This is a genomic window from Winogradskyella ouciana, assembly GCF_965284585.1.
Lineage (GTDB): Bacteria > Bacteroidota > Bacteroidia > Flavobacteriales > Flavobacteriaceae > Winogradskyella > Winogradskyella ouciana.
In genome coordinates, this window is the sequence record NZ_OZ260095.1 from 1 (window position 1) to 26,484 (window position 26,484).

At 35.2% G+C, this 26,484-nt stretch carries 22 protein-coding genes; 17 read left to right on the forward strand and 5 right to left on the reverse strand.

What is annotated here, in order from left to right; genetic code table 11:
- The 4 genes from ACQ65V_RS00005 to ACQ65V_RS00020 all read left to right on the forward strand — a co-directional run.
- A partial coding sequence (locus ACQ65V_RS00005; protein ID WP_430466394.1) for an ABC transporter ATP-binding protein occupies window positions 1–1,221 on the forward strand: 1,221 nt, incomplete at its 5' end.
- Window positions 1,222–1,518: 297 nt separating this feature from the next.
- On the forward strand, window positions 1,519–2,061 hold the full coding sequence (locus ACQ65V_RS00010) for an RNA polymerase sigma factor (RefSeq protein WP_273289351.1): 543 nt from the start codon (window positions 1,519–1,521) through the stop codon (window positions 2,059–2,061).
- Window positions 2,062–2,163: 102 nt separating this feature from the next.
- The gene (locus ACQ65V_RS00015) at window positions 2,164–2,667 is read left to right on the forward strand and encodes a hypothetical protein (RefSeq protein ID WP_430466395.1); all 504 of its coding nucleotides are present in this window, start codon (window positions 2,164–2,166) and stop codon (window positions 2,665–2,667) included.
- 15 nt (window positions 2,668–2,682) lie between these two features.
- Complete coding sequence (locus ACQ65V_RS00020; RefSeq protein ID WP_430466396.1) at window positions 2,683–3,132, forward strand: sensor of ECF-type sigma factor; 450 nt, start codon at window positions 2,683–2,685, stop codon at window positions 3,130–3,132.
- A 33-nt stretch (window positions 3,133–3,165) separates the two neighbouring features.
- Here ACQ65V_RS00020 and ACQ65V_RS00025 read toward each other — a convergent pair whose 3' ends face one another.
- From ACQ65V_RS00025 to ACQ65V_RS00040, 4 genes are all read right to left on the reverse strand, one after another.
- Entirely contained in the window at window positions 3,166–4,239 is a 1,074-nt protein-coding gene (locus ACQ65V_RS00025; protein ID WP_430466397.1) for a WD40/YVTN/BNR-like repeat-containing protein, read from the reverse strand.
- 248 nt (window positions 4,240–4,487) lie between these two features.
- Window positions 4,488–4,982 (reverse strand): hypothetical protein, encoded by a 495-nt coding sequence (locus ACQ65V_RS00030; protein ID WP_430466398.1) that lies wholly within the window; start codon window positions 4,980–4,982, stop codon window positions 4,488–4,490.
- Window positions 4,979–5,299 carry a hypothetical protein gene (locus ACQ65V_RS00035; protein WP_155089482.1) on the reverse strand — a complete coding sequence of 107 codons (321 nt, stop codon included), beginning with the start codon at window positions 5,297–5,299 and terminating at the stop codon, window positions 4,979–4,981. The genes ACQ65V_RS00030 and ACQ65V_RS00035 overlap by 4 nt, the downstream gene beginning before the upstream one ends.
- Window positions 5,300–5,339: 40 nt before the next feature.
- Entirely contained in the window at window positions 5,340–5,918 is a 579-nt protein-coding gene (locus ACQ65V_RS00040; RefSeq protein ID WP_155089481.1) for an RNA polymerase sigma factor, read from the reverse strand.
- Window positions 5,919–6,172: 254 nt separating this feature from the next.
- On the opposite strand from ACQ65V_RS00040, the gene ACQ65V_RS00045 reads away from it, so the two are divergent.
- From ACQ65V_RS00045 to ACQ65V_RS00090, 10 genes are all read left to right on the forward strand, one after another.
- Window positions 6,173–7,384: an RsmB/NOP family class I SAM-dependent RNA methyltransferase gene (locus ACQ65V_RS00045; RefSeq protein WP_430466399.1), complete on the forward strand. Its 1,212-nt coding sequence runs from the start codon at window positions 6,173–6,175 to the stop codon at window positions 7,382–7,384.
- A 9-nt stretch (window positions 7,385–7,393) separates the two neighbouring features.
- On the forward strand, window positions 7,394–8,470 hold the full coding sequence (locus tag ACQ65V_RS00050) for an endonuclease (protein WP_430466400.1): 1,077 nt from the start codon (window positions 7,394–7,396) through the stop codon (window positions 8,468–8,470).
- A 143-nt stretch (window positions 8,471–8,613) separates the two neighbouring features.
- A complete protein-coding gene (purL, locus tag ACQ65V_RS00055; RefSeq protein WP_430466401.1) occupies window positions 8,614–12,390 on the forward strand; it encodes a phosphoribosylformylglycinamidine synthase in 3,777 nt (1,258 codons plus the stop codon).
- A 62-nt stretch (window positions 12,391–12,452) separates the two neighbouring features.
- Window positions 12,453–13,259, forward strand: coding sequence for a helix-turn-helix domain-containing protein (locus ACQ65V_RS00060; protein WP_155089477.1), 807 nt, complete (start codon window positions 12,453–12,455; stop codon window positions 13,257–13,259).
- A gap of 300 nt (window positions 13,260–13,559) precedes the next feature.
- A complete protein-coding gene (locus tag ACQ65V_RS00065; RefSeq protein WP_430466402.1) occupies window positions 13,560–15,335 on the forward strand; it encodes an AMP-dependent synthetase/ligase in 1,776 nt (591 codons plus the stop codon).
- Between the two features lie 88 nt (window positions 15,336–15,423).
- Entirely contained in the window at window positions 15,424–15,816 is a 393-nt protein-coding gene (locus ACQ65V_RS00070; RefSeq protein WP_430466403.1) for a hypothetical protein, read from the forward strand.
- A 129-nt stretch (window positions 15,817–15,945) separates the two neighbouring features.
- Entirely contained in the window at window positions 15,946–16,401 is a 456-nt protein-coding gene (locus ACQ65V_RS00075; protein ID WP_273289336.1) for a MarR family winged helix-turn-helix transcriptional regulator, read from the forward strand.
- 1 nt (window position 16,402) lies between these two features.
- Complete coding sequence (locus ACQ65V_RS00080) at window positions 16,403–18,796, forward strand: 3-hydroxyacyl-CoA dehydrogenase/enoyl-CoA hydratase family protein (RefSeq protein ID WP_430466404.1); 2,394 nt, start codon at window positions 16,403–16,405, stop codon at window positions 18,794–18,796.
- Window positions 18,797–18,919: 123 nt separating this feature from the next.
- Complete coding sequence (locus tag ACQ65V_RS00085) at window positions 18,920–20,110, forward strand: acetyl-CoA C-acyltransferase (protein ID WP_430466405.1); 1,191 nt, start codon at window positions 18,920–18,922, stop codon at window positions 20,108–20,110.
- A gap of 25 nt (window positions 20,111–20,135) precedes the next feature.
- The gene (locus ACQ65V_RS00090) at window positions 20,136–21,944 is read left to right on the forward strand and encodes an acyl-CoA dehydrogenase family protein (RefSeq protein ID WP_430466406.1); all 1,809 of its coding nucleotides are present in this window, start codon (window positions 20,136–20,138) and stop codon (window positions 21,942–21,944) included.
- Between the two features lie 76 nt (window positions 21,945–22,020).
- Here the strand turns inward: ACQ65V_RS00090 and ACQ65V_RS00095 are convergent, their stop codons facing one another.
- Complete coding sequence (locus ACQ65V_RS00095) at window positions 22,021–22,860, reverse strand: T9SS type A sorting domain-containing protein (protein WP_430466407.1); 840 nt, start codon at window positions 22,858–22,860, stop codon at window positions 22,021–22,023.
- A gap of 270 nt (window positions 22,861–23,130) precedes the next feature.
- On the opposite strand from ACQ65V_RS00095, the gene ACQ65V_RS00100 reads away from it, so the two are divergent.
- The 3 genes from ACQ65V_RS00100 to ACQ65V_RS00110 are packed head-to-tail and all read left to right on the forward strand — an operon-like array spanning window position 23,131 to window position 26,475.
- The gene (locus tag ACQ65V_RS00100) at window positions 23,131–24,738 is read left to right on the forward strand and encodes a nuclear transport factor 2 family protein (RefSeq protein ID WP_430466408.1); all 1,608 of its coding nucleotides are present in this window, start codon (window positions 23,131–23,133) and stop codon (window positions 24,736–24,738) included.
- Window positions 24,739–24,771: 33 nt separating this feature from the next.
- Entirely contained in the window at window positions 24,772–26,118 is a 1,347-nt protein-coding gene (locus ACQ65V_RS00105; protein ID WP_430466409.1) for a M28 family peptidase, read from the forward strand.
- Window positions 26,119–26,121: 3 nt separating this feature from the next.
- The gene (locus ACQ65V_RS00110; RefSeq protein ID WP_430466410.1) at window positions 26,122–26,475 is read left to right on the forward strand and encodes a hypothetical protein; all 354 of its coding nucleotides are present in this window, start codon (window positions 26,122–26,124) and stop codon (window positions 26,473–26,475) included.
- Window positions 26,476–26,484 lie beyond the last annotated feature (9 nt).

Consider the following 26,484-nt stretch of genomic DNA (forward strand, 5'->3'; position numbering starts at 1 on the left):
GTAAGCGGTTTTATAATTTCTTTAATAGGAAAATCTCTAAAACGAAAATCGGGCTATGTTCAAAAGGAACAAGGCCAGTTTCTATCTATTGTTGAAGAAACCTTAGGCGGTTTAAAGGTGATTAAAGGTTTTAATGCAGAGTCTTCGTTTAACAAACGTTTTCAAGAATCCACAAATCGATTTTTTAACTTTTCCAATAAATTATTACATCGACAAAATTTAGCCTCACCTACCTCAGAGTTTCTAGGTATTACGGTTATCGCAATACTCTTATGGTATGGTGGCCGTTTGGTCCTTAGAGATAATGCCTTAGACCCAGGATTATTTATAGTCTATATGGGATTAGCTTATAATATATTGACACCAGCAAAAGCTATAAGTAAAGCAAGTTATAGTGTAAAAAAAGGTAATGCCGCTGCAGAACGCGTGTTGGAGATTCTCAATACTGTTTCTCCATTAGAAGATATTCCTAATGCCAAGATTAAAGAAGAATTTAATTCTGAAATAAAGTTAGACAACATCTCCTTTAAATATGAAGATGATTATGTATTAAAAAACTTTACGTTAACAGTACCTAAGGGCAAAAGTGTAGCCTTGGTTGGGCAATCTGGCAGTGGAAAAAGTACTATTGCCAATTTGGTTACGCGTTTCTATGATGTAAATACTGGAAGTATTTCTATTGATGGAGGTGATATTAAAGGTTTAACCAAATATTCTCTGCGCAGTTTAATGGGATTAGTAACCCAAGACTCTATACTATTTAATGATACGGTTGCCAATAATCTAAGGATTGGAAAGGAAGATGCCACAGAAGAAGAGATCATAGAAGCGCTTAAAATTGCCAATGCTTGGGAATTTGTAAAAGATTTGCCAAATGGTATAGACACCAATATCGGAGATTCGGGTGGTAAACTGTCAGGTGGGCAAAAACAACGTTTGAGTATCGCCAGAGCTGTATTGAAAAATCCTCCCATAATGATTTTAGATGAGGCAACATCTGCATTAGATACCGAAAGTGAACGCCTGGTACAAGATGCGTTGGAAAAAATGATGAAAAACCGAACGTCTATTGTTATTGCGCACAGACTTTCAACAATACAAAATGCTGATTTAATCGTAGTGATGCACAAAGGTGAAATTGCTGAACAAGGAACACACACAGAACTCTTAGCTAAAAACGGAGTCTATAAAAAGTTGGTTGAAATGCAGAGTTTTGAGTAAGTCAATTTAAACAATACTATCAAAGGAAAAAGGATGCACTGTTACATGCATCCTTTTCTTTTGTTACCAGATTTGGGGAAACTGATAACAGTTAATAGGTTAAGCTGAGCCAAACATATAATAAATAATTCTACAAAACAAGAAAAAAGTGCTTTTTATCGTATTTTTTTGCATTTTATCGAAGTTAAAAATTCTAATTAGCTGATTTTCAATGTTTAAATATCCGAAGAGAAAATTAATATTTTTATCCATTAAACTTTTAGTAATTTCAATGGTCTAAACAGTAAAGTAATTGGCTTGACCGACGAATCAGATTTCATATTACGTCTTCAGAATCCCAAATCTAAAGAAGCGGCTTTTAGAGAACTTCTAAATCTCTATAAAGAACGTTTGTATTGGCATATCCGAAAGATTGTGATTAGCCATGACGACGCCGATGATGTACTTCAGAATACTTTTATTAAAGTGCATAGAAGCATAGACAAGTTTAAGGGAGATAGTAAATTATTTTCTTGGATGTATCGTATTGCAACCAATGAATCCATAACCCACATCAACAAGAATGCAAAACGCTTACAGATTTCTAATGAAGAACACCAAACCTATGCTATAAACAATTTAAAGGCAGATGTTTATTTTGAAGGTGACGACATTCAATTAAAATTGCAGAAAGCCATTGCTACGTTACCTCAAAAACAACAATTGGTGTTTAATATGAAATACTTTGACGATTTAAAATACAAGGAAATATCAGAAATTTTGGAAACAAGCGAGGGAGCTTTAAAAGCATCATATCATATCGCAGTAAAAAAAATAGAAAGCTTTTTAACTTCGGATTAAACCATTTTAGTAATTTGAAGTCAAAGAAGTGGAAATAACCAGAATGTCACACTGAGCGCAGTCGAAGTGTTTAATTAAGATTCCTCTTACAGGGAACTAAAAATGAAAAAAAATAAGCTACATAACGTTAAAAAAACAGGTTTTAAAACACCTGACCACTACTTTGAATCCTTTGAGGACAAACTCTTTGAGCGTATGTCTGAAAGCCAATCGATAAGTGATGTGCAATCTACAGGTTTTAAAGTCCCAAAGGATTATTTTGACTCGGTTGAAGACACCGTAATGCGTAAATTGAATAAAGATGAAACTCGTGTAGTGAAGTTGAGTTCTAGAAAAAGATTATATTACATTGCTGGTATTGCAGCATCTTTAGTGTTGCTTTTTGCCATATTTATAGGAAAAGGTGGTTCTACTGAAGAACTTTCAGTGGAAATGGTAGAAACCTATCTCGAAAGTCAAGATTTAGATAGTTATGAGTTAGCGCAATTACTTTCTGACGCAGAAATATTGGAAGAAGACTTCACAATAACAGAGACAAATTATAATGAAGAAAACTTAGAATCTTATTTGCTAGACAATGTAGATATAGAAGCTATGTTAGAATAAATATTAAATACAATTATGAAAAAATTAATCCCAATACTAGTTTTGTTAATAAGCTTTTCAAGTTTTGCCCAAAATGGAGGTAAAATGCAAGAACGCATAAAAGCCCAAAAAATAGCATTCATTACCGAAAAGTTAAGTTTAACCACTGAAGAAGCACAACAGTTCTGGCCTATTTATAATGCCTATGAAGCTAAGGTGGAAGACATTAAGTCTAAGGACTTACAGCCTTTAAAACAAGAAATGCGACGTGGTGATGTCTCCGACAAAAGAGCCAATGAACTCTTGGAAAAATTAATGAAGGCTGAAACCGATATACATGAAGCCAAATTACAGCTCGTTCAAGATTTAAAGGAAGTGATCTCCTCAAAAAAAATCATACTACTAAAAGCTGCTGAAGATCAGTTTAATAAAATACTATTAGAACGTTTAAAGCAAATGCGAGACAAACGCAACAGAAAAAATTAAAACAAATAAAAAAGAAGTCATCGGCTTCTTTTTTTATTCCCTAAACGTCAACTTACTTATTCGTCCTCTACCAGCAGCATAAGCCACGGAATCATTTAAAAACCGAATGGTGTAAAACCCTTCATCACTTAAATGCCTCCAAGTTTTACCAGCATCATTGCTGTAATCTATACCTTTAAAACCAATAGCAACCAATTCCTTTGCATTACTATTAGGTACATATTGCACACAACTTCTATAACCTGGTTCTTTGCCATTGGCTACCACTTGCCAGGTTTTTCCGCCATCTTGGGTTCTTATTTTATTGTTTAGTGTGTCGTTAGGTTTGGTGTAATCACCACCAATAGCAAAACCGTTATTTTCATCATAAAAATCTATGGAATACATACCTGTGGTTTCCTTGCCTTGTATAATTGGCGTGTCGTAAACTTTCCAAGTTTTTCCTTTATCTGGTGAATATAAAACTCGGCTTGCCTTACCACCTGTGGCAACCCAAATATGGTCTCCTACTATAGAAATATTTGTATCACTTGCAGCAAATGCAGCTTCACCTTCTTTAGCTTTTGGTAAATCATCGCAAGAAAGTTTTGCCCATGTTTCTCCTCCGTCTCTGGTAATGATAACACTCATACAATCGTCTGTAGGATCACCAATGGCAATGCCTTCTTGGTCGTTCCAGAAGTCCATGGAATCGTAGAAGGTTTTTGGGTGGGTTTCTTTGTAAACTGTATCTAGTGATTCGTGCGCAGCTCTTAGAAGATAGGCCGGACTTCCAATAGTCAATCCGTAGTGATCTTTATTAGTAGTCGCAACCGAACGATAATTCAGTATAATATTCGTGTTTATCTTATGGAAATAATCATAAACGACAGTTGTGTCTGGCTTATTAGCCCTCAATTCTTCCATGACCAATCCTCCTCGCCCATCCGAATTTAAAAATATACATCCTCTATCCTTCTTTAATAATTCCAAAGCCCTAATATTAAATAAGGTATCCTCATGCAATGCATTAATCTCAACTTTAGAAAAATTTCTCTGTTTTGTCGGTTTTTCAGAATGGCACGAACACAAAACAATCAAGACAAAACAAATAATTGTAAATCTCATACATTTCAATTTTCTCTAAAAATAGAAAAGCTTTGCGAGATTATCGCAAAGCCTTTCAAATTAACAATAAATCAAAAATTTTTGGACTAACTCAAATTCTTGTTTTAATACAGGTTGACTTATGTTTTTTCTTCTTTAAGTCTTTAGATGCAATCCACTCTAAAAACTTGTTGCTTAGAATGTTAAACAAAGCATAAAAAAAACCTTCAAATAAAATTGAAGGTCTTTAAGTCAAACTTATATCGTTGCTAATCTTTAGGAGGCGGTCGATGACCCTTATCCCTCTTTGATTTTCCACTGCGGTTTCTATTTCCTTTATTTAGAGCATCTTTAAGAATTTTATCAAACTTTTCCTTTTGATCACCTTGGCACAAATCCCTTACCCTCTTAAAATAAGCAAACACTTCTTTATCCTTGGCTTTTTCTTTTTCCGCAATCAAACTTGTTATAGAATCTATGTAATACTCCGAAACCTCATCTTCAGGAAGTTTATCAAACAAACTGTCTTTCAACACTTTTATATCATCAGATATTAGACGCATTCTTTCACGGTGTAAGTCTTTAAAGTTTTTAAAGCTATCTATCTGCTCTCCCTCAAAACCAAGCTTTTTTATAATAAAACTTGTTCTGTCTTTTTGTCTATCTCGCTTTTTATCATCATGCCCTAAATAATTGTACAGAAAAAATCCGTTGGCAATTATAAGAATGATAATCAATAAGTATAGAATGGTGTTCTTTTTCATAAGTCATTTAATATTGCAAGATCAGTATTTGTTGACAAACCATAGGACTCAGCAAATTCGTTAATGTTTTCATCATAATTATTGTCCTCTAAGTTTGAAAACGCGATAACATTAAGTATCACAATACAGACCAAGGTTGCCAATTGTAGTTTTGGAGTAAACCAGGACAAAATAGTCTCGTTCTTATCTTCTGATGCATTTCTAATTTGATGCATTACTTTTTCCTTAAAAAAAGGAGACACCTTCACTTCTTCCATTTGCTCAATAGAAGACAAAGTCTGTTCAACTTTCTTTTTTATTTCAGGGTTCGTTCTCATACTCGTTGTATTTAGATGCAAAAGCCATTAAAAACTTGTGCTAATATTCATTTTTATAATAATCTTCCAATAACTTTTGTAAATTCTTCTTCGCTCTAAACATTACCGACTCCACAGAAGATAATGTTCTATTTGTTATTTCGGCTATTTCCTGATAACTCTTTCCATCCACTTTATGCAAGGTAAAAATCACGCCCTGACTTTCTGGCAAACTACTTATGGCCTTAAATAACGTTGCGTTAAGCTCTTTGTTTTCTAACAAAATTCCCGGATGATTGATTTCCGTAAAATAATTTGTCTTATCAATCGGAATCGCGTTACCAGTTATGGACTGCATAAAAGCAAAACGCTTTTTTGTGTTCTTTTTTCTAATAAACTCCAGACATTTATTAGTGGTGATTCTATAAATCCATGTCGATAATTTAGATTCTCCCTTAAATTTTGAAATAGAATTAAAAACCTCCACAAAAACATCTTGCGCTATATCCTCAGCATCTTCTACGTTAGGCACAAAGGACATACAAGTGCCAAAGACTTTTTGCTGAAAATCGTCAACAAGTTTGCTGTAAGCAGCAGTACTTTTTAGTTGTAATTCTTTTATAAATTCTGTTTCAGTCAAAAAAATATCTTGCTATGAAGGTTACTATATATAGATGCAATTTTAGCGAAAAACTTGCGTCTATTTCTATTAATTATCAAAAGATAAAGACTTTATAATAAACTACCATACATCCCAACTTTTCTATTACCTTTGCATGCTCTTAAAAAGTTCGCAGTTTGCAGTCTCAGTATACAGTTGTCTTATAGATTCAACCAAAACAATAGCAATAGTATTCTGAAGACTGATAACTGAGACTGATAACTTAAAAAAAAATGCGACTACACCGAAATTTATGCTTTGCAGTCATTGATGGTTTACACAAAATCTTCAATGAAAACGAATATGCCGACAAGGTGGTTCAGCAATTGCTGAGGCGCGATAAGCGTTGGGGAAGTCGAGATAGAGGTTTTATCGCAGAGACCGTTTACGAAATTGTGCGCTATAAACGACTATATTCAGAAATTGCAGATGTAAAGGCACCTTACGATAGAGATAATCTTTGGAGATTATTTGCCGTTTGGGCAACCCTTAAAGGTATTAAACTGCCTGATTGGAAATACTTCACCGACACACCTAGCCGAAAAATAAAAGGGCGTTTTGATGAATTGTCCAAAACCAGGAAATACCGTGAATCCATACCAGATTGGATGGATGACTTGGGATTAAAAGAATTAGGTGAAGCCGAATGGACTAAAGAAATAGAGAAGCAAAACGAGCAAGCGGATGTCATTTTAAGAGTGAACACCTTAAAGACCAATAAAAAAGATCTTCAACTAAAGTTACAGTCTGAAGATATTGAAACCGAATTTGTACCAGACCATCCTTCAGCACTAAAACTAAAGGAACGTGCCAATGTATTTAAAACCGAAGCCTTTAAAAATGGCTGGTTCGAGGTACAAGATGCATCATCTCAATTAGTTGCAGATTTTCTTGATGTTAAACCAGGCATGAAAGTTGTAGATGTTTGTGCAGGTGCAGGAGGCAAAACTTTGCATTTAGCAGCATTGATGGAGAATAAAGGTCAGGTCATAGCTATGGATATTTACGAAAGTAAGTTGAAAAAGTTAAAGATTAGAGCACGTCGTAATGGTGTTCATAATATTGAGATGAAGGTGATTGACTCTACCAAACCTATAAAAAAACTGTATGGAAAAGCGGATCGTTTATTGATTGACGCACCATGTTCTGGTTTAGGTGTTTTAAGACGAAATCCTGACGCTAAATGGAAATTAGAGCCAGAGTTTATTGAAAATATAAAAAAAACACAGTCTGAAGTTTTAGAGCAATACTCTAAAATGGTAAAATCTGGTGGTAAAATGGTATATGCGACCTGTTCTGTTTTACCTTCTGAAAACCAAGAACAAATAGAAAAATTCTTAACTTCGGAGGCTGGAAAAGAATTTAATTTAATAAAGGATAAAAAAATATTAGCCCACAAATCTGGTTTTGACGGATTTTATATGGCTTTATTAGAAAAAAAATAAAATACACCTATGAAACAAATTTACTTTATAGCATTATTATTTTTAAGTGGGATAGTGTTTTCACAACAACCCTACTATTCTAACGGACAGAATAATGTGGACTTCACGCTTACTGGACAAGAAATGTATGATGCCTTACAGCTAAAAATTAGTAACAATACAGTCGGAACATATAATTATGGTGATGCAAGAGATGATATTCAGGTTATGGATTTAGATCCAAATGATGCAACTAACACCAATGTTCTCTTAGTTTATGGTTATGTAGATAATGAGCTTTGCCTAAGTTCTAATGATAGACGCATAAGGAACAAAGATGACTTTGGAGGAAATAATTGCGATTATAATAGAGAACATGTGTTTGCAAGATCTAATGCAGATCCATCAATGGGTAGTGCCAATAATTCTTCAGTTGGTATCGTTGCAGACCCACACAATTTAAGAGCGAGTGATGTGCAGCGCAATGGTAATAGAGGTAGTAAATTATTCGCAACTGGATCTGGTATCAGCTCTGGTGATGTAGGCAGTGGTAATTGGTATCCTGGAGATGAATGGATAGGTGATGTAGCTCGTATTATGATGTATATGTACGTTAGGTATGGAGATCGTTGTTTACCTGAGTACAACGCTACAGGTCCTAAAGAAGGCACTACAGATATGCTTCAGGTATTATTGGAGTGGAATGCGACCGATCCGGTTTCTGAAATTGAAAACAATCGTAACAATCTTTTGGAATCGACATATGGTAACCGTAATCCATTTATAGACAACCCATATTTAGCTAAAGTCATTTGGGGCGGAGATGAAGAACCAGAAGATACTTGGGGAACACTTTCTGTTGAAGACGTCGAGCAAGACACATTGTTTAGCTTGTCTCCTAATCCGGCTTCACATACTGTTAGTATTAAGTTACCAAATGGTATTGAAACCAGCATTGAAATTTACGATGTATTAGGTAAGCGAGTTTTCATTAGAAAGGTTAATGAATCTATGGATATAAACATTAGTAATCTTAAAAGTGGATTATATATCGTTAAGTTTATTCAAAAAAATAGGACGGTCAGTAAAAAGCTGATAAAATCATAAATATAAAAGCAGCTTTAAAAGCTGCTTTTTTTTTGTTCAAAACCTGTTGAATAAGTCTTAGTATTGTCAACCGATTAATAGCTTACTTTATCTCAAAATGAATTAACTTTGTGCTTTTAATTTTCTAATCAATAGAGCACATAATGATTCATTTCTTCGGAAACCAAAACAGTAAGGTATTTGCTGTTCAAGCAACAAAAGAATTATCAACTGAAACCATTTCTAAACTGACATGGTTATTTGGCGACCAGCCTAAAATAAAACAAGCATCAATAGATGCTTTTTTTGTTGGTCCCAGAGCAGCAATGATTACTCCGTGGAGTACAAATGCTGTAGAAATTACCCAAAATATGGGAATTGATGGTATCTTAAGAATTGAAGAGTTCACAAACTGTGCAGAAGACTTCAAAGGTTACGACCCTATGATTTCTGAAAAATTTTCAGAATTGAACCAGGATATCTTCACTATTGACATTCAACCAGAAGACATCAAGCAAATAGAAGATATTTCAGCATATAATGAAGCTGAAGGTTTGGCGCTCAGTGAAGAAGAAGTTGAGTATCTCGAAGGTGTTTCAAAACGTATTGGAAGACCATTGACGGATTCTGAAGTATTCGGGTTTTCACAAGTAAACTCAGAGCACTGTCGTCATAAAATATTCAATGGTACATTTGTTATTGATGGAGAAGAAAAAGAAACCTCTCTTTTCAAACTTATAAAAGAAACCTCTAAACAAAACCCTAACGACATTGTTTCGGCATACAAAGACAATGTCGCATTTATAAAAGGTCCAGTTGTTGAGCAATTTGCACCACAACGTGCAGACGTACCAGATTACTACGCAACTAAAGATTTTGAATCTGTAATTTCCCTGAAAGCAGAAACACATAATTTCCCAACGACAGTAGAACCATTCAATGGAGCAGCGACAGGTTCTGGTGGCGAAATTAGAGATAGATTGGCTGGTGGAAAAGGCTCTTTACCATTAGCAGGAACAGCGGTTTACATGACCTCGTATTCGAGATTAAATGAAGAACGTCCATGGGAAAAAGTATTTCCTGAGCGTAAATGGCTATACCAAACTCCAATGGACATCTTAATTAAAGCTAGTAAAGGAGCTTCAGATTTTGGTAATAAGTTTGGTCAACCATTGATTTGCGGATCAGTTCTCACTTTTGAGCATGATGAATCAAATGACATTTCGACTGCAAGCAACGGAACAGCTAGAAAACTAGGTTATGATAAAGTCATTATGCTGGCCGGTGGTGTTGGTTACGGTAAACGTGACCAAGCTATAAAAGAAACACCTGTAGCAGGTGACAAAATCGTTGTTTTAGGTGGTGATAACTATCGAATTGGTATGGGAGGAGCAGCAGTTTCTTCTGCTGACACTGGTGAATTTGCTTCTGGTATTGAATTGAATGCTGTACAACGTTCTAATCCTGAAATGCAAAAACGTGCAGCCAACGTTGTGCGTGGTATGGTTGAGAATGATAAAAATGATATCATTTCCATTCACGATCACGGAGCTGGTGGACACCTCAACTGTCTTTCTGAACTTATTGAAGACACAGGTGGTTGCATAGACTTAGATCAACTCCCAGTTGGTGACCCAACCTTATCTAACAAAGAAATTATCGGTAATGAGTCCCAAGAACGTATGGGTTTATTGATTGCTGAGAAAAACTTAGACCACATAAGCAAAATTGCAGAGCGCGAAAGATCACCACTTTACACCGTTGGTAATGTAACCGATGATAAGCACTTTTGTTTTGAATCTAAGACCAAAGGAGACAAACCTATGGATTTGGATTTAGAGGATATGTTTGGTAGTTCACCTAAAACTATAATGAAGGATACTACCGTAAAAAAAGAATATACCGACGTTGCTTACAGTAGAGATAAGTTTTACGATTATTTAGATCAGGTTTTACAACTCGAAGCTGTCGCTTGTAAGGATTGGTTAACAAACAAGGTTGACCGCTGTGTTGGTGGTAAAGTTGCCAAACAACAATGTGCTGGCCCATTACAACTACCTTTGAACAATGTCGGAGTTATGGCATTGGATTTTAAGGGAAAAGAGGGTATTGCGACTTCAATTGGGCATTCACCTATTTCGGGATTAATTAATCCTGAAGCTGGTAGCAGAAATTCAATTGCTGAAGCGTTGACTAACATTATTTGGGCACCATTAAAGGACGGATTGAAAAGTGTGTCGTTATCTGCCAACTGGATGTGGCCTTGTAAAAACGAAGGTGAAGACGCACGTTTGTATGAAGCTGTAAAAGCTGTGTCGGATTTTGCAATAGATTTGGGCATCAATGTCCCAACAGGAAAAGATTCACTTTCGATGAAACAGAAATATCCAGATGGTGATGTTATTTCTCCTGGTACAGTCATTATTTCTGCTGCTGCTAATTGTAACGATATTACTAAGGTTGTAGAACCCGTTTTTCAAATAGGAAAAGGTTCAATTTACTATATCAATTTATCACAAGATTCGTATAAGTTGGGAGGAAGTTCTTTCGCTCAAATCAATAATAAGATTGGTTCCGCTACACCAAATATTAAGAGTGCAAAGTATGTTAAAACCGTTTTCAATACGGTTCAAAAATTAATTAAGGAAGACAAAATTGTTGCCGGACATGATGTAGCTTCAGGTGGTTTAATTACAACTTTGTTAGAACTCTGTTTTTCAGATAATAACTTAGGAGCAGAACTAAATCTCACAAGCCTACAGGAAGAAGATTCATTTAAAGTTCTTTTTGCCGAAAATGCAGGTATTGTTTTTCAAGCTGAGGATAATTCCGTAGAAAGCATTTTAAAAGATGCCAATATTGAGTTCCACAACATTGGAAAAGTAATGAATAGTGATGCTTTAGGTATTACTAACGGTAATGAAGTCTTTAACATGACCGTCTCGAAATTAAGAGATATGTGGTATAAGACCTCTTACCTACTCGACCAAAAGCAAACGGCTAATGGATTAGCAAAAGAACGTTTCAACAATTATAAAAAACAGCCTCTAGAATATACTTTTCCAGATCATTTTACAGGGCAACTTCAAGACGTCATTGCGAACGAAGTCAAGCAGACTGTTTCTAGTGATGAGATTGCCACGTCACAAAAAAGTTCCCTGTCTGCCGACAGGCAGGCTCGCAATGACAGTACGCGACCAAAAGCTGCAATCCTAAGAGAAAAGGGAAGTAACTCAGAACGCGAAATGGCAAACGCCATGTACTTAGCTGGTTTTGATGTTAAGGATGTGCATATGACCGATTTAATTTCGGGAAGGGAAACGCTTGAAGACATTCAGTTTTTAGGAGCCGTTGGTGGTTTTAGTAATTCTGACGTTTTAGGTTCTGCAAAAGGTTGGGCTGGAGCGATTAAATACAATGAAAAGGCAAACAAAGTCATTAAAGATTTCTTCGAAAGAGAGGACACACTTTCTGTTGGTATTTGTAACGGAGCACAATTGTGGATGGAATTGGATCTTGTGAATCCAGATCATGACGAACATGGAAAATTAACCTACAACGATTCTGGTAAGCACGAAAGCGTATTTACATCGGTGAAAATTCAAAAAAACAATTCTGTAATGCTTTCTAGCCTGGAAGGCTCAACTTTAGGTGTGTGGATTTCCCACGGTGAAGGTAAATTCAAATTGCCTTACTCAGAAGACAAGTATGATATCGTTGCTAAATATGGTTATGATGCTTATCCCGCAAATCCTAATCATTCAGATTTTAACACTGCAATGATGTGTGATGCTAGAGGTCGTCATTTGGTCACAATGCCACATATAGAACGCTCCATCTTTCAATGGAACTGGGCGTATTATCCAAAAGACAGAAAAGATGAAGTTTCACCTTGGCTTGAGGCTTTTGTGAATGCTAGGAAATGGATTGAAAATAAATAAGGACATTTAAATTTTAGTTATTAATATTTTTGTCGTAATTTACTTACATAAGCAATGTAGGTATGACACTAAAGTATTATAAGACTGATAGGGTAAGTTCTTTAGTGGAAGAATTTTTCCATCTCACTTTTGATGATAGCGATCTGCCATTTGAATCTACCGTTTTGCCGGTGTGTTCTACAGCAATTACCTTTATTTTTAAAAATCAACATAGATTTATTTATAAAAAAAAAGAGACCGAGCTCAGTGGACTAATTGTGACTGGTCAATTCTATGAATCATTTCAGTTTTTAGTTGAAGAAAAAGGGCATTCTTTTGGAATGATGTTGCATCCAACTACATTATATAAGTTAACAAAATTAGATGTTTCAAAAATTAAGAACAAACATGTGCTTCTAGATTCTTTTTCCAAAGAGCTACATAATTTGCTCAATACTATTTTTATAGAACATGAAAGTGACATACCCAAATTAGTTCAAAATTTAAAGCAAGCCATTTTAAAACTACCCAATGAAAATGATTCTGTTGTAGATATAATTGACGGGTTAATAGCTCATATCCATTCTAAAGAAGGTATGCTAAACACCTATGACTTGTTAGCTTACGTAGATTTTAGCCAAAAGACTCTTGAAACCCATTTTAAGAACATCGTTGGGTTAACTCCTGGCAGATATATACGCTTATATCGTTTTGTGAAGTTAATGCGTAAATACGAGAGCAATACTATAAAGTTAAAAGATTTAATCTATATGTATAATTATTACGATCGTTCTCATTTTACCAGAGACTTTAAACATTTTATGAAGCAGTCACCAAAGGATTATTTTAAAACCGAACATCCATTCTTAAATAAATATTTAAACAAGTAGCATTTCGATAATTTACATCAAATCGTCATTTATTGTATTTACATTTGATGAGATACTTTTTTTTGCTAATAAAGGGTTAATTACTTAGGGAAATGCTTACAATTTATTAGTAATTAGGGTTAAAAGTATCATTTATATTAAAGGGCTTTAACTTTTGTTAAGGCCCTTTGATTTTTCTGCATTGAGTATTTAAAGCACTGTCAACAAAAGAGCTCTACTTTATTTATAAATTTTGACTCTTTAAAATAATAACTGTAAATTTCATATTTTCGCAATATCCCTTAACTAGTATCTTTATATATGACAGAAGTAACTCGTCTTTTTGATTTTCCCTATTACCAATTAGAGCATAAACCCAATAAAAGTGCATTGGTTACCAAATATGATGGTAAATGGACAGCGATGTCTACCAAAGAATACCTAGAAAAAGCAAATGCCGTGAGTCGTGCCCTTTTAAAAATGGGTGTGCAGAAAAATGACAAAATAGCTGTTATATCCTCAACCAACAGAACAGAATGGAATATTATGGATATAGGGATTCTTCAAACTGGTGCGCAGAACATTCCTATTTATCCGACTATTTGTGCTGAAGATTACGAATATGTACTCAATCATAGCGAGTCTATTTATTGTTTTGTTTCAGACGAAGAAGTGCTTGAAAAAGTTAGAAAAATCCAAGACAAAACTAAGTTAAAGGAAGTGTATTCATTCAATACCATTAATGGGTGTAAACACTATTCTGAATTGTTTGAATTAGGAAAAGATGAAATTAATCAACCAGAAGTTGAAGCAAGAAAAGATGCCGTTAAGCCCGAAGATCTGGCAACGATTATATATACATCTGGTACAACAGGACGACCAAAAGGAGTCATGCTTTCTCACTGGAATATAACAAGTAACGTATTGGATAGTACTCCAAGAGTACCTCTTCCACCTACAGGTGAAACCAGAGTTTTAAGTTTTTTACCAATCTGTCATATTTTTGAGCGCGTACTCATATATGTATATCAATATGCAGGAACTTCAATCTATTTTGCAGAAGCATTAGATAAGATTGGTGATAATGCTAAAGAGATAAAGCCTAATCTTATGAGTGTTGTCCCACGACTATTGGAAAAAGTTTTTGACAAAATAATGCTTAAAGGCGAAGAACTCTCTGGCATTAAAAAAGGTTTGTTCTTTTGGGCCGTCGGCTTAGGTGAGCAATGGGAGCCCTATAGAAAAAATGGTGCTTGGTATGAGTTTAAACTAAAAATAGCTAATAAATTAATCTTTAGTAAATGGCGAGAAGCTCTTGGTGGCGAGTTAGGCACAATGGTATCTGGCAGTGCAGCGCTTCAACCAAGATTGGCGAGAGTTTTTGGCGCAGCTGGCATGCAGGTAATGGAGGGCTACGGTTTAACGGAAACCTCTCCTGTAGTTTCCGTTGGTATGTACAAGGACAAACATTACAAAATAGGTACCGTAGGTAAACCAATAGATAATGTAGAGGTAAAGATTGCTGAGGATGGTGAAATCTTAATTAAAGGACCAAATGTTATGATGGGTTACTACAAAGATCCTGAAATGACTGCGGAAGTTATGACGGGAGATTACTTTCATACTGGTGATAAAGGTGAAATTGATGAGGATGGTTTCTTAAAAATCACTGGTCGTAAAAAAGAAATGTTTAAAACCTCTGGTGGTAAATATATTATTCCAACACTTTTAGAAAACGATTTAAAACAGTCCTTATTTATAGAACAGGTTATGGTTGTTGGTGAAGGTGAAAAAATGCCATGTGCACTCATTCAGCCTAATTTTGAATTTGTTCGGGATTGGATAGAACTAAAAGGGCACAACGTAGGGAATACCGAACAAGAAATCTCTACTTCTGAAATTGTGATTGAACGTATTCAGAAAGAAGTTGACAAATACAATAAAAAATTTGGGAAATGGGAACAAATAAAGCGCTTTGAACTCACACCAGAAGCTTGGACCATAGAAGAAGGTCATCTTACTCCTACAATGAAAATGAAGCGTAGTGTTATACGAGAAAAGTATGATGCACTTTATGAAAAGATTTATAGATCCTAAATTACATTGTAATCCATTACTTACTCATTATTAATACTTTAGGCATTTTGTTATATATTTAGACATACTAACTAAATTATATAATATTATGAAAACAAAAACTTTTGTAATTGCAGGACTGGTAGGTGGTGTTGTAGATTGGCTATTAGGCTGGCTATTCTATGGCATTATATTCGCCGACATTTTTCCACAACCAGAGGAAGGCTCTAATGCTTTATTGTACATAACGCTAGGGTGCTTCTCTTTTAGTTTCTTTATGTCTTATATTTATAATAAGTGGGCACAAATTACTACGCTCGCTACTGGTGCAAAAGTAGGTGCCATAATAGGCCTCTTTATGGGACTAATAGCCAACTTCTTTAATATGGCAATGGATACGAGTGCAGACTTTCAAACATTTGCTACAGATATAGCCATATCAATCGTTATGGCTGCAATTGTGGGTGCTGTGATAGGTCTAGTAAACGGAAAAGTGAATTAAGGCCCATACACCTTACCCAATAAATTTTAAGCGTTTCTCACCGAAACGCTTTTTTTATAGAACAATTTTAAATAAATTTATTATGCACGCATAGTATTTTTTGTTATCTTTGGAATTCATTAAAATTATATGAAAGACAAAACCATCGATTACATACTGAGAACCACATGGTTAGCAGTTAACAAAATGTACAACGAGGAAGCTGCAAAATTCGGCTCTACAATGGCTACCGGGTTTGCTTTATTGAGTATAGACCCAGAAAATGGTACACCTTCAACATCTCTTGGTCCTAAAATGGGTATGGAAGCCACTAGCTTATCTCGCACATTAAAAATGATGGAGGAAAAAGGTCTAATCATTAGAAAACCAAATCCAGAAGATGGCCGTGGGGTTTTAATCCATTTAACCGAATTCGGAAGGGAAAAAAGGGCTTATTCTAGAGAGAAGGTGTTGACTTTTAATGAAACTATTAGAGCAAATGTCACTGAAGATGAACTGATAGGTTTTTATAAGGTAGCGGAAATCATCAACAACATGATTTCAAATAAACAAATTTACAACCAAAACGAACACAGTATAAAATAAGATGAGTAAACGAAGAATAAATAAAATAGCTATTATTGGTTCAGGTATTATGGGAAGCGGTATTGCTTGCCACTTTGCCAATATTGGTGTTGATGTACTTTTATTGGACATTGTTCCGAGAGAACTAAATGAAAAGGAGAAAGCAAAAGGTTTAACCTTAGAAGACAAAGCAGTAAGAAATCGTTTAGTAAACGATGCACTTAACGCTTCCATTAAATCTAAGCCTGCTCCGCTCTATCATCCGTCTTTCAAAAATAGAATTACAACAGGTAATCTTGAAGACGATATCGCTAAAGTTGCTGATGTTGATTGGATTATGGAAGTCGTTGTTGAACGATTAGACATTAAACAACAGGTTTTTGAAAAACTAGAAAAGCATAGAACACCAGGGACGTTAATTACATCTAACACATCTGGTATTCCTATTAAGTTTATGAGTGAAGGTCGTAGCGAAGATTTTCAGAAGCATTTCTGTGGAACACACTTCTTTAATCCTGCGCGTTACTTAAAATTATTCGAGATTATTCCAGGACCAAAAACAGATCAAGAAGTTTTAGATTTCTTAAATGAATATGGTGAGAAATTCCTTGGAAAAACCTCTGTAGTTGCTAAAGATACTCCTGCTTTTATCGGTAACCGAATCGGAATATTCAGCATAATGAGTTTGTTCCATACCGTAAAAGATATGGACTTAACTGTTGAAGAAGTTGATAAACTAACTGGTCCAGTTATAGGTCGACCAAAATCAGCAACCTTCAGAACGGTTGATGTTGTTGGATTGGACACTTTGGTTCATGTGGCAAATGGTATTAAAGAAAACTGTCCTGATGATGAACGTAACCAATTATTCGTACTTCCCGATTTCATCAATACCATGGTAGAAAATAAATGGTTAGGAAGTAAAACCGGACAAGGATTCTACAAAAAAGAAGGAAAGGAAATTAAAGCCTTAGACCTTAACACCTTAGAGTATAGAGAAAAGCAACGCGCAAAATTTGCAACTTTAGAATTGACCAAAACTATTGATAAGGTTGTTGATCGTTTTGAGGTTTTGGTAAAAGGAAAAGATAAAGCTGGTGAATTCTATAGAAAGAGTTTCGCGGCCCTATTTGCTTATGTATCTAATAGAATACCAGAAATCACTGATGATTTATACAAAATAGATGACGCCATGAAAGCTGGATTTGGATGGGAACATGGTCCTTTTCAAATTTGGGATGCTATTGGTGTTGAAAAAGGAATTGAAATGATGAAAGCCAAAGGTTTAGAACCTAACGCTTGGGTCAACGAAATGTTGGAATCTGGCAGCAAGTCTTTCTATACCGTAAAGGATGGTGCGACTTATGCATATGACATTCCTTCAAAAACACAGCAAAAAATTCCAGGTCAAGATAGTTTTATCATCCTAGATAATATCAGAAAGTCTAATGAAGTCTTTAAAAACTCTGGCGTTGTAATTGAAGATTTAGGAGATGGTATTCTTAATGTAGAATTTCAATCTAAAATGAACACCATTGGTGGAGACGTGCTTGCTGGATTAAACAAAGCTATCGACATAGCCGAAAAAGATTTTGCAGGATTAGTTGTTGGTAACCAAGCAGCAAATTTCTCTGTTGGAGCCAACATAGGTATGATTTTTATGATGGCTGCCGAGCAAGAATATGACGAGCTAAACATGGCTATCAAATATTTTCAGGATACCATGATGCGTATGCGTTACTCTGCAATTCCAACGGTAGCCGCACCACATGGTATGGCACTTGGTGGTGGATGTGAATTGTCTATGCATGCAGATAAAGTAGTTGCAGCAGCAGAAACTTACATCGGACTTGTAGAGTTTGGAGTTGGTGTTATTCCTGGTGGTGGAGGTTCTAAAGAAATGGCTTTAAGAGCTCAAGACACCTTTAGAAAAGGTGATGTAGAACTTAATGTGCTTCAAGAATATTTCTTAACTATCGGAATGGCAAAAGTAGCGACTTCAGCTTACGAAGCATTCGATTTAGGTATCCTTCAAAAAGGAAAAGATATTGTTGTTGTAAATAAAGACAGACAAATTGCAGTAGCAAAACAACAAGCTAAATTTTTAGCGGATTTAGGCTATACGCAACCTGTAAAACGTAAAGACATTAAAGTATTGGGTAAACAAGCTTTAGGTATGTTCTTAGTAGGTACAGATTCTATGGAAGATAGTAATTACATAAGCGAGCACGACCAAAAAATCGCCAATAAATTGGCATATGTGATGGCTGGTGGAGATTTATCCGAGCCAACAGAAGTCACTGAACAGTACTTATTGGATTTAGAGCGTGAAGCATTTTTATCATTGTGTACAGAACGCAAAACTTTAGAAAGAATCCAACACATGTTAAAAACAGGAAAACCGTTAAGAAACTAAAAAAAGCCCATCCCAGCCTTCCCAAAGGTAAGGAGAAACAACAGGCTAAAACATTATGAATAACAAATAAAAAATACCCGTAAAGATTTCTTCCCCTCTGGGGAAGTTAGAAGGGGCTGATTTATGAAACAAGCATATATAGTAAAAGCATACAGAACTGCAGTTGGTAAGGCACCAAAAGGTGTATTCCGATTTAAAAGAGCTGACGAACTTGGAGCTGAAACCATTCAGCATATGATGAAAGAATTACCAAATCTTGATGTCTCAAGAATTGACGATGTTATTGTTGGTAATGCAATGCCAGAAGGTTCTCAAGGATTAAACATGGGACGTTTTATCTCCTTAATAGGGTTGAACAGTGTTGACGTACCTGGTGTAACGGTTAATCGTTTTTGTTCCTCTGGAATTGAAACGATTGGAATTGCCACAGCAAAAATTCAAGCCGGAATGGCAGATTGTATCATTGCAGGTGGTTCAGAAAGTATGAGTTCCGTACCAATGACAGGTTTTAAACCAGAATTGAACTATGATACTGTAAAAGCTGGACATGAGGAATATTATTGGGGAATGGGAAACACGGCTGAAGCGGTTGCTAAGCAATTCAATGTCTCTCGTGAAGACCAAGATGAGTTTGCGTACAATTCACATATGAAAGCTTTAAAAGCACAGGCGGAAGATCGTTTTCAAGATCAAATTGTACCAATCACTGTTGACGAAACATATATTGATGACAATGGAAAAAAGGCAACAAGATCTTATACTGTAACAAAAGACGAAGGACCACGAAAAGGAACAAATAAAGAAGCTTTAGCAAAATTAAGAGCTGTATTTGCCCAAGGTGGTAGCGTTACAGCAGGAAACTCTTCTCAAATGAGTGATGGTGCAGCTTTTGTTATGGTGATGAGTGAGGATATGGTAAAAGAATTGGGTATTGAACCCATAGCACGACTTGTAAATTATGCTGCGGCTGGTGTTGAACCTAGAATAATGGGTATCGGTCCAGTAAAGGCCATTCCAAAGGCATTGAAATTAGCAGGCCTAAAACAAGAGGACTTAGAACTGATTGAATTAAATGAGGCATTTGCATCACAATCTCTAGCTGTAATCAGAGAATTAGATTTAAATCCAGACATCATCAATGTTAACGGAGGTGCTATCGCTTTAGGTCATCCACTAGGATGTACCGGAGCAAAACTATCGGTTCAACTATTTGATGAAATGCGAAAGCACGACATGAAAGGAAAATATGGTGCAGTAACCATGTGTGTTGGTACCGGTCAAGGTGCTTGTGGGATATTTGAATTTTTAAATTAAAAGAACTTAATACAATACTTATAAAATGGAAGCAATTGAAAAAGATATCCTTCGTGGAGGTCAATTCTTAGTTAAAGAAACAAAATGTGAAGACGTTTTTACTCCTGAAGATTTTTCTGAGGAGCAAAAAATGATGAAAGAAGCGGTTATGGAATTTAATGACCGTGAAATTATTGCACATAAAGACAGATTTGAAGCTAAAGATTATGCGCTTACTGAAGAAGTGATGCGTAAAGCCGGTGAATTAGGATTTTTGGGTGTTGCAGTTCCTGAAGCCTATGGAGGTTTAGGAATGGGATTTGTTTCTACATGTTTAACATGTGATTATATTTCATCAGGTACAGGTTCTTTCAGTACGGCCTTTGGCGCTCATACTGGAATTGGTACTATGCCAATTACACTTTATGGTACAGAAGAGCAAAAGCAAAAATATGTTCCAAAACTTGCAACTGGTGAGTGGTTTGGTGCGTATTGCTTAACTGAGCCAGGTGCAGGTTCCGACGCTAACTCAGGTAAAACTACAGCAGAGCTAACAGAGGACGGAAAAGCTTATAAAATCAATGGGCAAAAAATGTGGATTTCAAACGCAGGTTTCTGTAGTTTGATGATCGTTTTTGCGCGTATTGAAGATGATAAAAACATTACTGGATTCATAGTTGAGTACGACCCAGAGAATCCGAATGGTATTGTTTTAGGAGAAGAGGAACATAAATTAGGTATTAGAGCGAGTTCTACGCGCCAAGTATTCTTTAATGACACAGTTGTGCCAGTTGAAAATATGTTAGCAGGTCGTGGCGAAGGCTTTAAGATTGCAATGAATGCCTTAAACGTTGGTCGTATAAAATTAGCTGCAGCTTGTTTAGATTCTCAACGAAGAATACTTACTACTGCTGTTAACTATGCTAATGAACGTAAACAATTTAAAACTCCTATCGCTGACTTTGGTGCTATAAAAATGAAACTAGCCAAAATGGCTGCTGATGCTTATGCTGGTGAATCTGCAACATATAGAGCTGCAAAGAACATCGAAGATCGTATAGCTATTAGAGAAGCTGCAGGTAACTCGCATCAAGAAGCAGAACTTAAAGGTGTTGAGGAATATGCTATTGAGTGCTCAATATTAAAGGTTGCTGTTTCGGAGGATGTACAAAATTGTGCAGACGAAGGTATTCAAATCTTTGGTGGTATGGGATTCTCTGAAGAAACACCAATGGAAGCGGCTTGGAGAGATGCTCGTATTGCTCGTATCTATGAAGGAACTAACGAAATTAACAGAATGTTGTCTGTTGGTATGTTGGTGAAGAAAGCTATGAAAGGGCATGTAGATCTTTTAGGTCCTGCACAAGCTGTTCAAGAAGAATTAATGGGTATTCCTTCGTTTGATACACCAGATTATTCAGAATTGTTTTCTGAAGAAAAGGAAATGGTAGCAAAACTTAAAAAGGTATTCTTAATGGTAGCTGGTGCTGCTGTACAGAAATTTGGCCCTGAGATGGAAAAACATCAACAATTATTGATTGCTGCTGCAGATATATTAATTGAAATCTATATGGCAGAGTCTGCTATTTTAAGAACTGAGAAGAACGCAAAGCGCTATGGTGAGGATGCGCAATCTGTTCAAATTGCAATGTCTAAACTGTATTTATATAACGCTGTAAATACCGTTGAAGATAAAGGTAAAGAAAGTATTATTTCTTTCGCTGAAGGCGATGAGCAACGTATGATGCTTATGGGCTTAAAGCGTTATACAAAATATCAAAATTATCCGGATATCGTTGACTTGAGAAACGAGATTGCTGAAAGAGTAAAAGCAGAAAATAAGTACTGCTTTTAAATTAAGTTTAAGTTAGAAATGAAAAAGCCAATTCAATTGAATTGGCTTTTTTTTATTTATTTTAAAAACTACTAGCTTAATATAGTATGGTCTTTTCAGAAACAGTACCATGATCTGTTTCAATTAAGACAATATAAGTGCCTTTAGCGGGTTGATTAATAAAACGAATTTCTTGTTTAGATGTGGTTTCATCTAATGATTGGCTATAAATTAATTGGCCTGAAATACTATAGATAAACAATTCCTTTAATATGGTATTAGAAGGACTATTGAGTGTTAAAATGTTTGAGGCACTGTTGTAATAAATATTAAAATCAGTTATTTCACTCTCATCTTTAGGAAAATCAGGAGAAAATTCTACAGGGACTCTAAAAACCAATTCAAAGCGATCAAAGTATTCACCTGCATCTGCATAAAACTCATAATCACTATCTCTTAAGTTATGGTAAACTTCAAGCTCTTTATCAAATATATATAGGTTGAAATCTCCAGAAATATTTTCTAGCGCATCAATACCAATACTATTCATACCGTCATCATTGGTGTGAAATCCTAGAGGAAAATTTGATGTTTCATCTACAACATTTGTACCTTGAATGGTAAATAACTCACCTTCAATTAACCAATACATGTCATCATATCCTGTTTCATAATACTCACCATCATATCCCCAATCTATACCAGAAGTAGCATTTTCATCCTCTGTTAAAAGCAACTGTCTGTGCATAGTGCTTGGTGCTGTAAAACCTAATCGAATCTTACGTCTATTGTCGTCAGGAGAATTAAAGTATGAAGACTTTTCACTTGCTGAGTAAGAACTATCATATGTAGCTCTATCTTTCGCAAATGACTCTCCAATAAAAATAATAGAAACTAGTACTAGTCTAAATACTATTTTAAGCGTAGAAGTTTTCATAAGTAGGTTTTTACAATTCATCTATACAAACAAACTGAATATTCTTTGTGTATCAACATTGCTTCTGTAAAAAGTACGATAAATCGTTAAAACCCATAGCTATGTAATTTTTATCGATGAAGCGTAATAATAGCCTGACTGCGTGTTTATAGCATATTTAGCTATATAACATTAAAATTATTATGATAAATTTTGTTGTAGTAATTAAACCTATCCTCGTTTTTTTAACTCAGATAATTACTATATTTAAACAATCAATCTTGCTATCTGATGAAATATTTATTTTTAACCCTGTGCATCTCGCTTTTTACTATTGTTCATTCACAATCTGAAACAGAAATTTTTTACTTTGATCTTGAGAACAATGGTGAAAAAATTGAAGTTAAAAACGGTAAAAATATTTCGAACAACAAAGGTTATGATAATCAACCATCGTTTATCGATGATGAAAAAATATTATATGCCTCAACCAGAAATGGACAAACCGATATTGCACAATACCAAATTAACTATAAAGCAAAAATTTTCATTAACTCCACTGAAGGTGGGGAATATACGCCAATAAAAATTCCAAATAAAAACGCTGTTTCTGCAGTAAGATTAGATACAGACGGAAAACAACGTTTGTATTCTTATAATTTAGGTAATGGTGAATCTACTGAACTTATAGAAGATCTAGTAGTTGCATATTATACTTGGTATAATGAGAATACTATTGTTTCTGCTGTAATTGAAGATGAAAAACTCAACCTATATGTAACTGATATAACCAATGGTAAAAGTGAAAGATATGCTACCAATGTTGGACGCTCATTTCATAAAATACCCAACTCTAATTTAGTAAGTTTTATTTACAAGGAAAATGATAAACAATGGCAGATAAGATCTCTAAATCCTCAAACAGGTAGAACAAGACTCATCGCTTATACGATTGAGGGTGTAGAAGATATTTGTTGGTTAGATAACAAAACTATAATTACAGGAAAGGAAGGAATACTATATAAATTAACACTAAAACAAGACAATAATTGGAAAAAAGTCGCTGACTTGTCTTCTTATGGAATTACAAATATTTCACGTTTAGTAGTTAATAACGAAGCAACAAAGCTTTTAATTGCAGCCGAAACAGATACCATTAATGATAATTCTGGAACTCACTTGCCTGAAAATACAAATACTGAAAACCCAAACACAGACACAATAATTACAGAGGTAAAAGCTGAAGACATTGTACAAAAACATATAGAGCCCTTTAATAATAAGAATTTGGATGAATTTGTTGATGCCTTTGCTTATAACGTCGAGGTGAATCAATTTCCAAACGAGCCAATGTATGCTGGCATAAATACACTTGAAGAAAACTATAAGAACTTCTTTAATAATTATGCGAAGGCACATGTAAAAGTCCTAAATCGCATGGTTTTAGACAATATTGTTATTGATGAGGAATTAGTGACCATTAATAATATGACGATTAGACAAGCTACAATTTATGAAGTTGAAAGAGAAAAAATAAAATCCATGACCTTCATTCGGAATAAAAACACATCCTCAAACCCAGAAATTATTGTGAATAAACAATTGGAAAAATACAATGAAAGAAACATCAAAGGCTTTGTTGAAACTTATACTGAGGATATAAAACTGTACAAACTACCAGGAACAGTTACTTTAGAAGGTCTATCGGCTCTAAAAACAGAATATGGATTATTTTTTCAACAAACACCAGATCTAAATGCTGAAATTGTTAACAGAATAGTCCTTGGCAATAAAGTCATAGATAAGGAAAAAGTTATAATTAATGGTCAAACATTTTACGCCATCGCTATCTACGAAGTTAATGATGGTTTAATTTCTAAAGTTACCTTTGTTCAATAAAACTTAGTATAAATTAATTCTCAAAAAAATCAAATGAAAAATTTAATTACTATAATATTCTTAACATTTTCTATTCTACTGATTGCTCAAACGGATCCAAAAATCTACGATATCATTGAAGCCGTTTCAGAAGAACGGTTACGCAACGATGTAAAAACCTTGGCGGATTTCGGTACTAGACACACGCTCAGCGATACACTTTCAGATACAAGAGGTATTGGTGCGGCTCGTCGGTGGATAAAATCACAATTTGATAATATTTCTAAAGATTGTAACGATTGCCTAGAAGTGTTCTTTCAGAAAGATTTGGTTGCGAAAGGCACCAATCAACGGATTGTTAAAGACGTTATGGTCGTTAATGTGGTAGCCATTCAACGTGGTACAAAATACCCAAACCGTTACATTATTATGAGTGGTGACATAGATTCGAGAGTATCAGATCCAACAGATTTCACGTCAGATTCACCAGGTGCCAACGATAATGCTACAGGTATGGCAGGTGCCATTGAAGCAGCTAGAGTATTATCAAAATATAAATTTGAAAGCAGTATCGTTTACCTAGGTCTCTCTGGTGAAGAACAAGGTTTATTTGGTGGACAAGGCATGGCAAGATATGCACAAGAAAACAACTGGGATATTATTGGTGTTTTAAATAATGATATGATTGGAAACATCGAAGGAGTTGATGGAGTCATTGACAACAGAGCTTTTAGAATTTTTTCAGAGCCAATAACCACCGCAGAAACCGATCCTGAAAGACTTGCAAGACAAGCACGAGGACGACGCTTTTATGGTGGTGAGGTCGATGGAACCTCACGACAACTAGCTCGTTACGTGCACAAAACCACTGAAACTTATATGCCAGAGATGAACCCAATGATGATTTACAGATTGGATCGTTTTGGTCGCGGTGGACACCACAGACCATTTAATGATGCTGGATTTGCAGGCATCAGAATTATGGAAGCTCATGAAAATTATACACAACAACATCAAGATATTAGAACCGAAAACGGAATAGATTACGGAGACACATTTGAGCATGTTAACTTTCCATATTGTAAAAAATTAACTGCGGTCAATGCCATCACTATGGCAAGCCTCGCCTCTGCTCCACCTGCTCCAAGTGAAGTTGGTATTGGAGGTATCGTAGAGCCTTCAGCAAAATTAAAATGGAACAAAGTTGATGGTGCAACTGGCTACAAAATCTATTGGAGAGATACTACCTCTCCGACTTGGGACCATAGTCGATACGTTGGTGATGTCACGGAATTTACTTTAGAGGGCATAGTTATTGATAATTTCTTGTTTGGTGTCGCAGCCGTTGGTAAAGATGGACATGAAAGTGTGGTGGTATTTCCAAATAAGATTATTAGATAAAGTATGATAGGTAGAGCTCATTTAAAATCATTGATTCCCGAATTCTTTTTAATGGCTTCGGTACTTTATTATTGGACACTGACCTCTAACCTCTTCAATCCATTTGCTATTGGGTTATTAGCTTTACTTACTTTTCAAGTTGTAGGTAAAAAATCCACATTAGGTTTGGTGATTTCTACTATAGTTATATTGCTTACCTTATTTATGGTACTTGCTTTGATTTCAGAATTATCTGAATTTAGTGAAGCCACCCAAAATTTTAATAATCTCTTGATTTTTGGTTCCCTTTATCTCGGCACTACTTTAATCATGGCAAGTGCAATGTTCTTTAAATATTTAAAACAAAAAATTAACTAATAGTGAAAT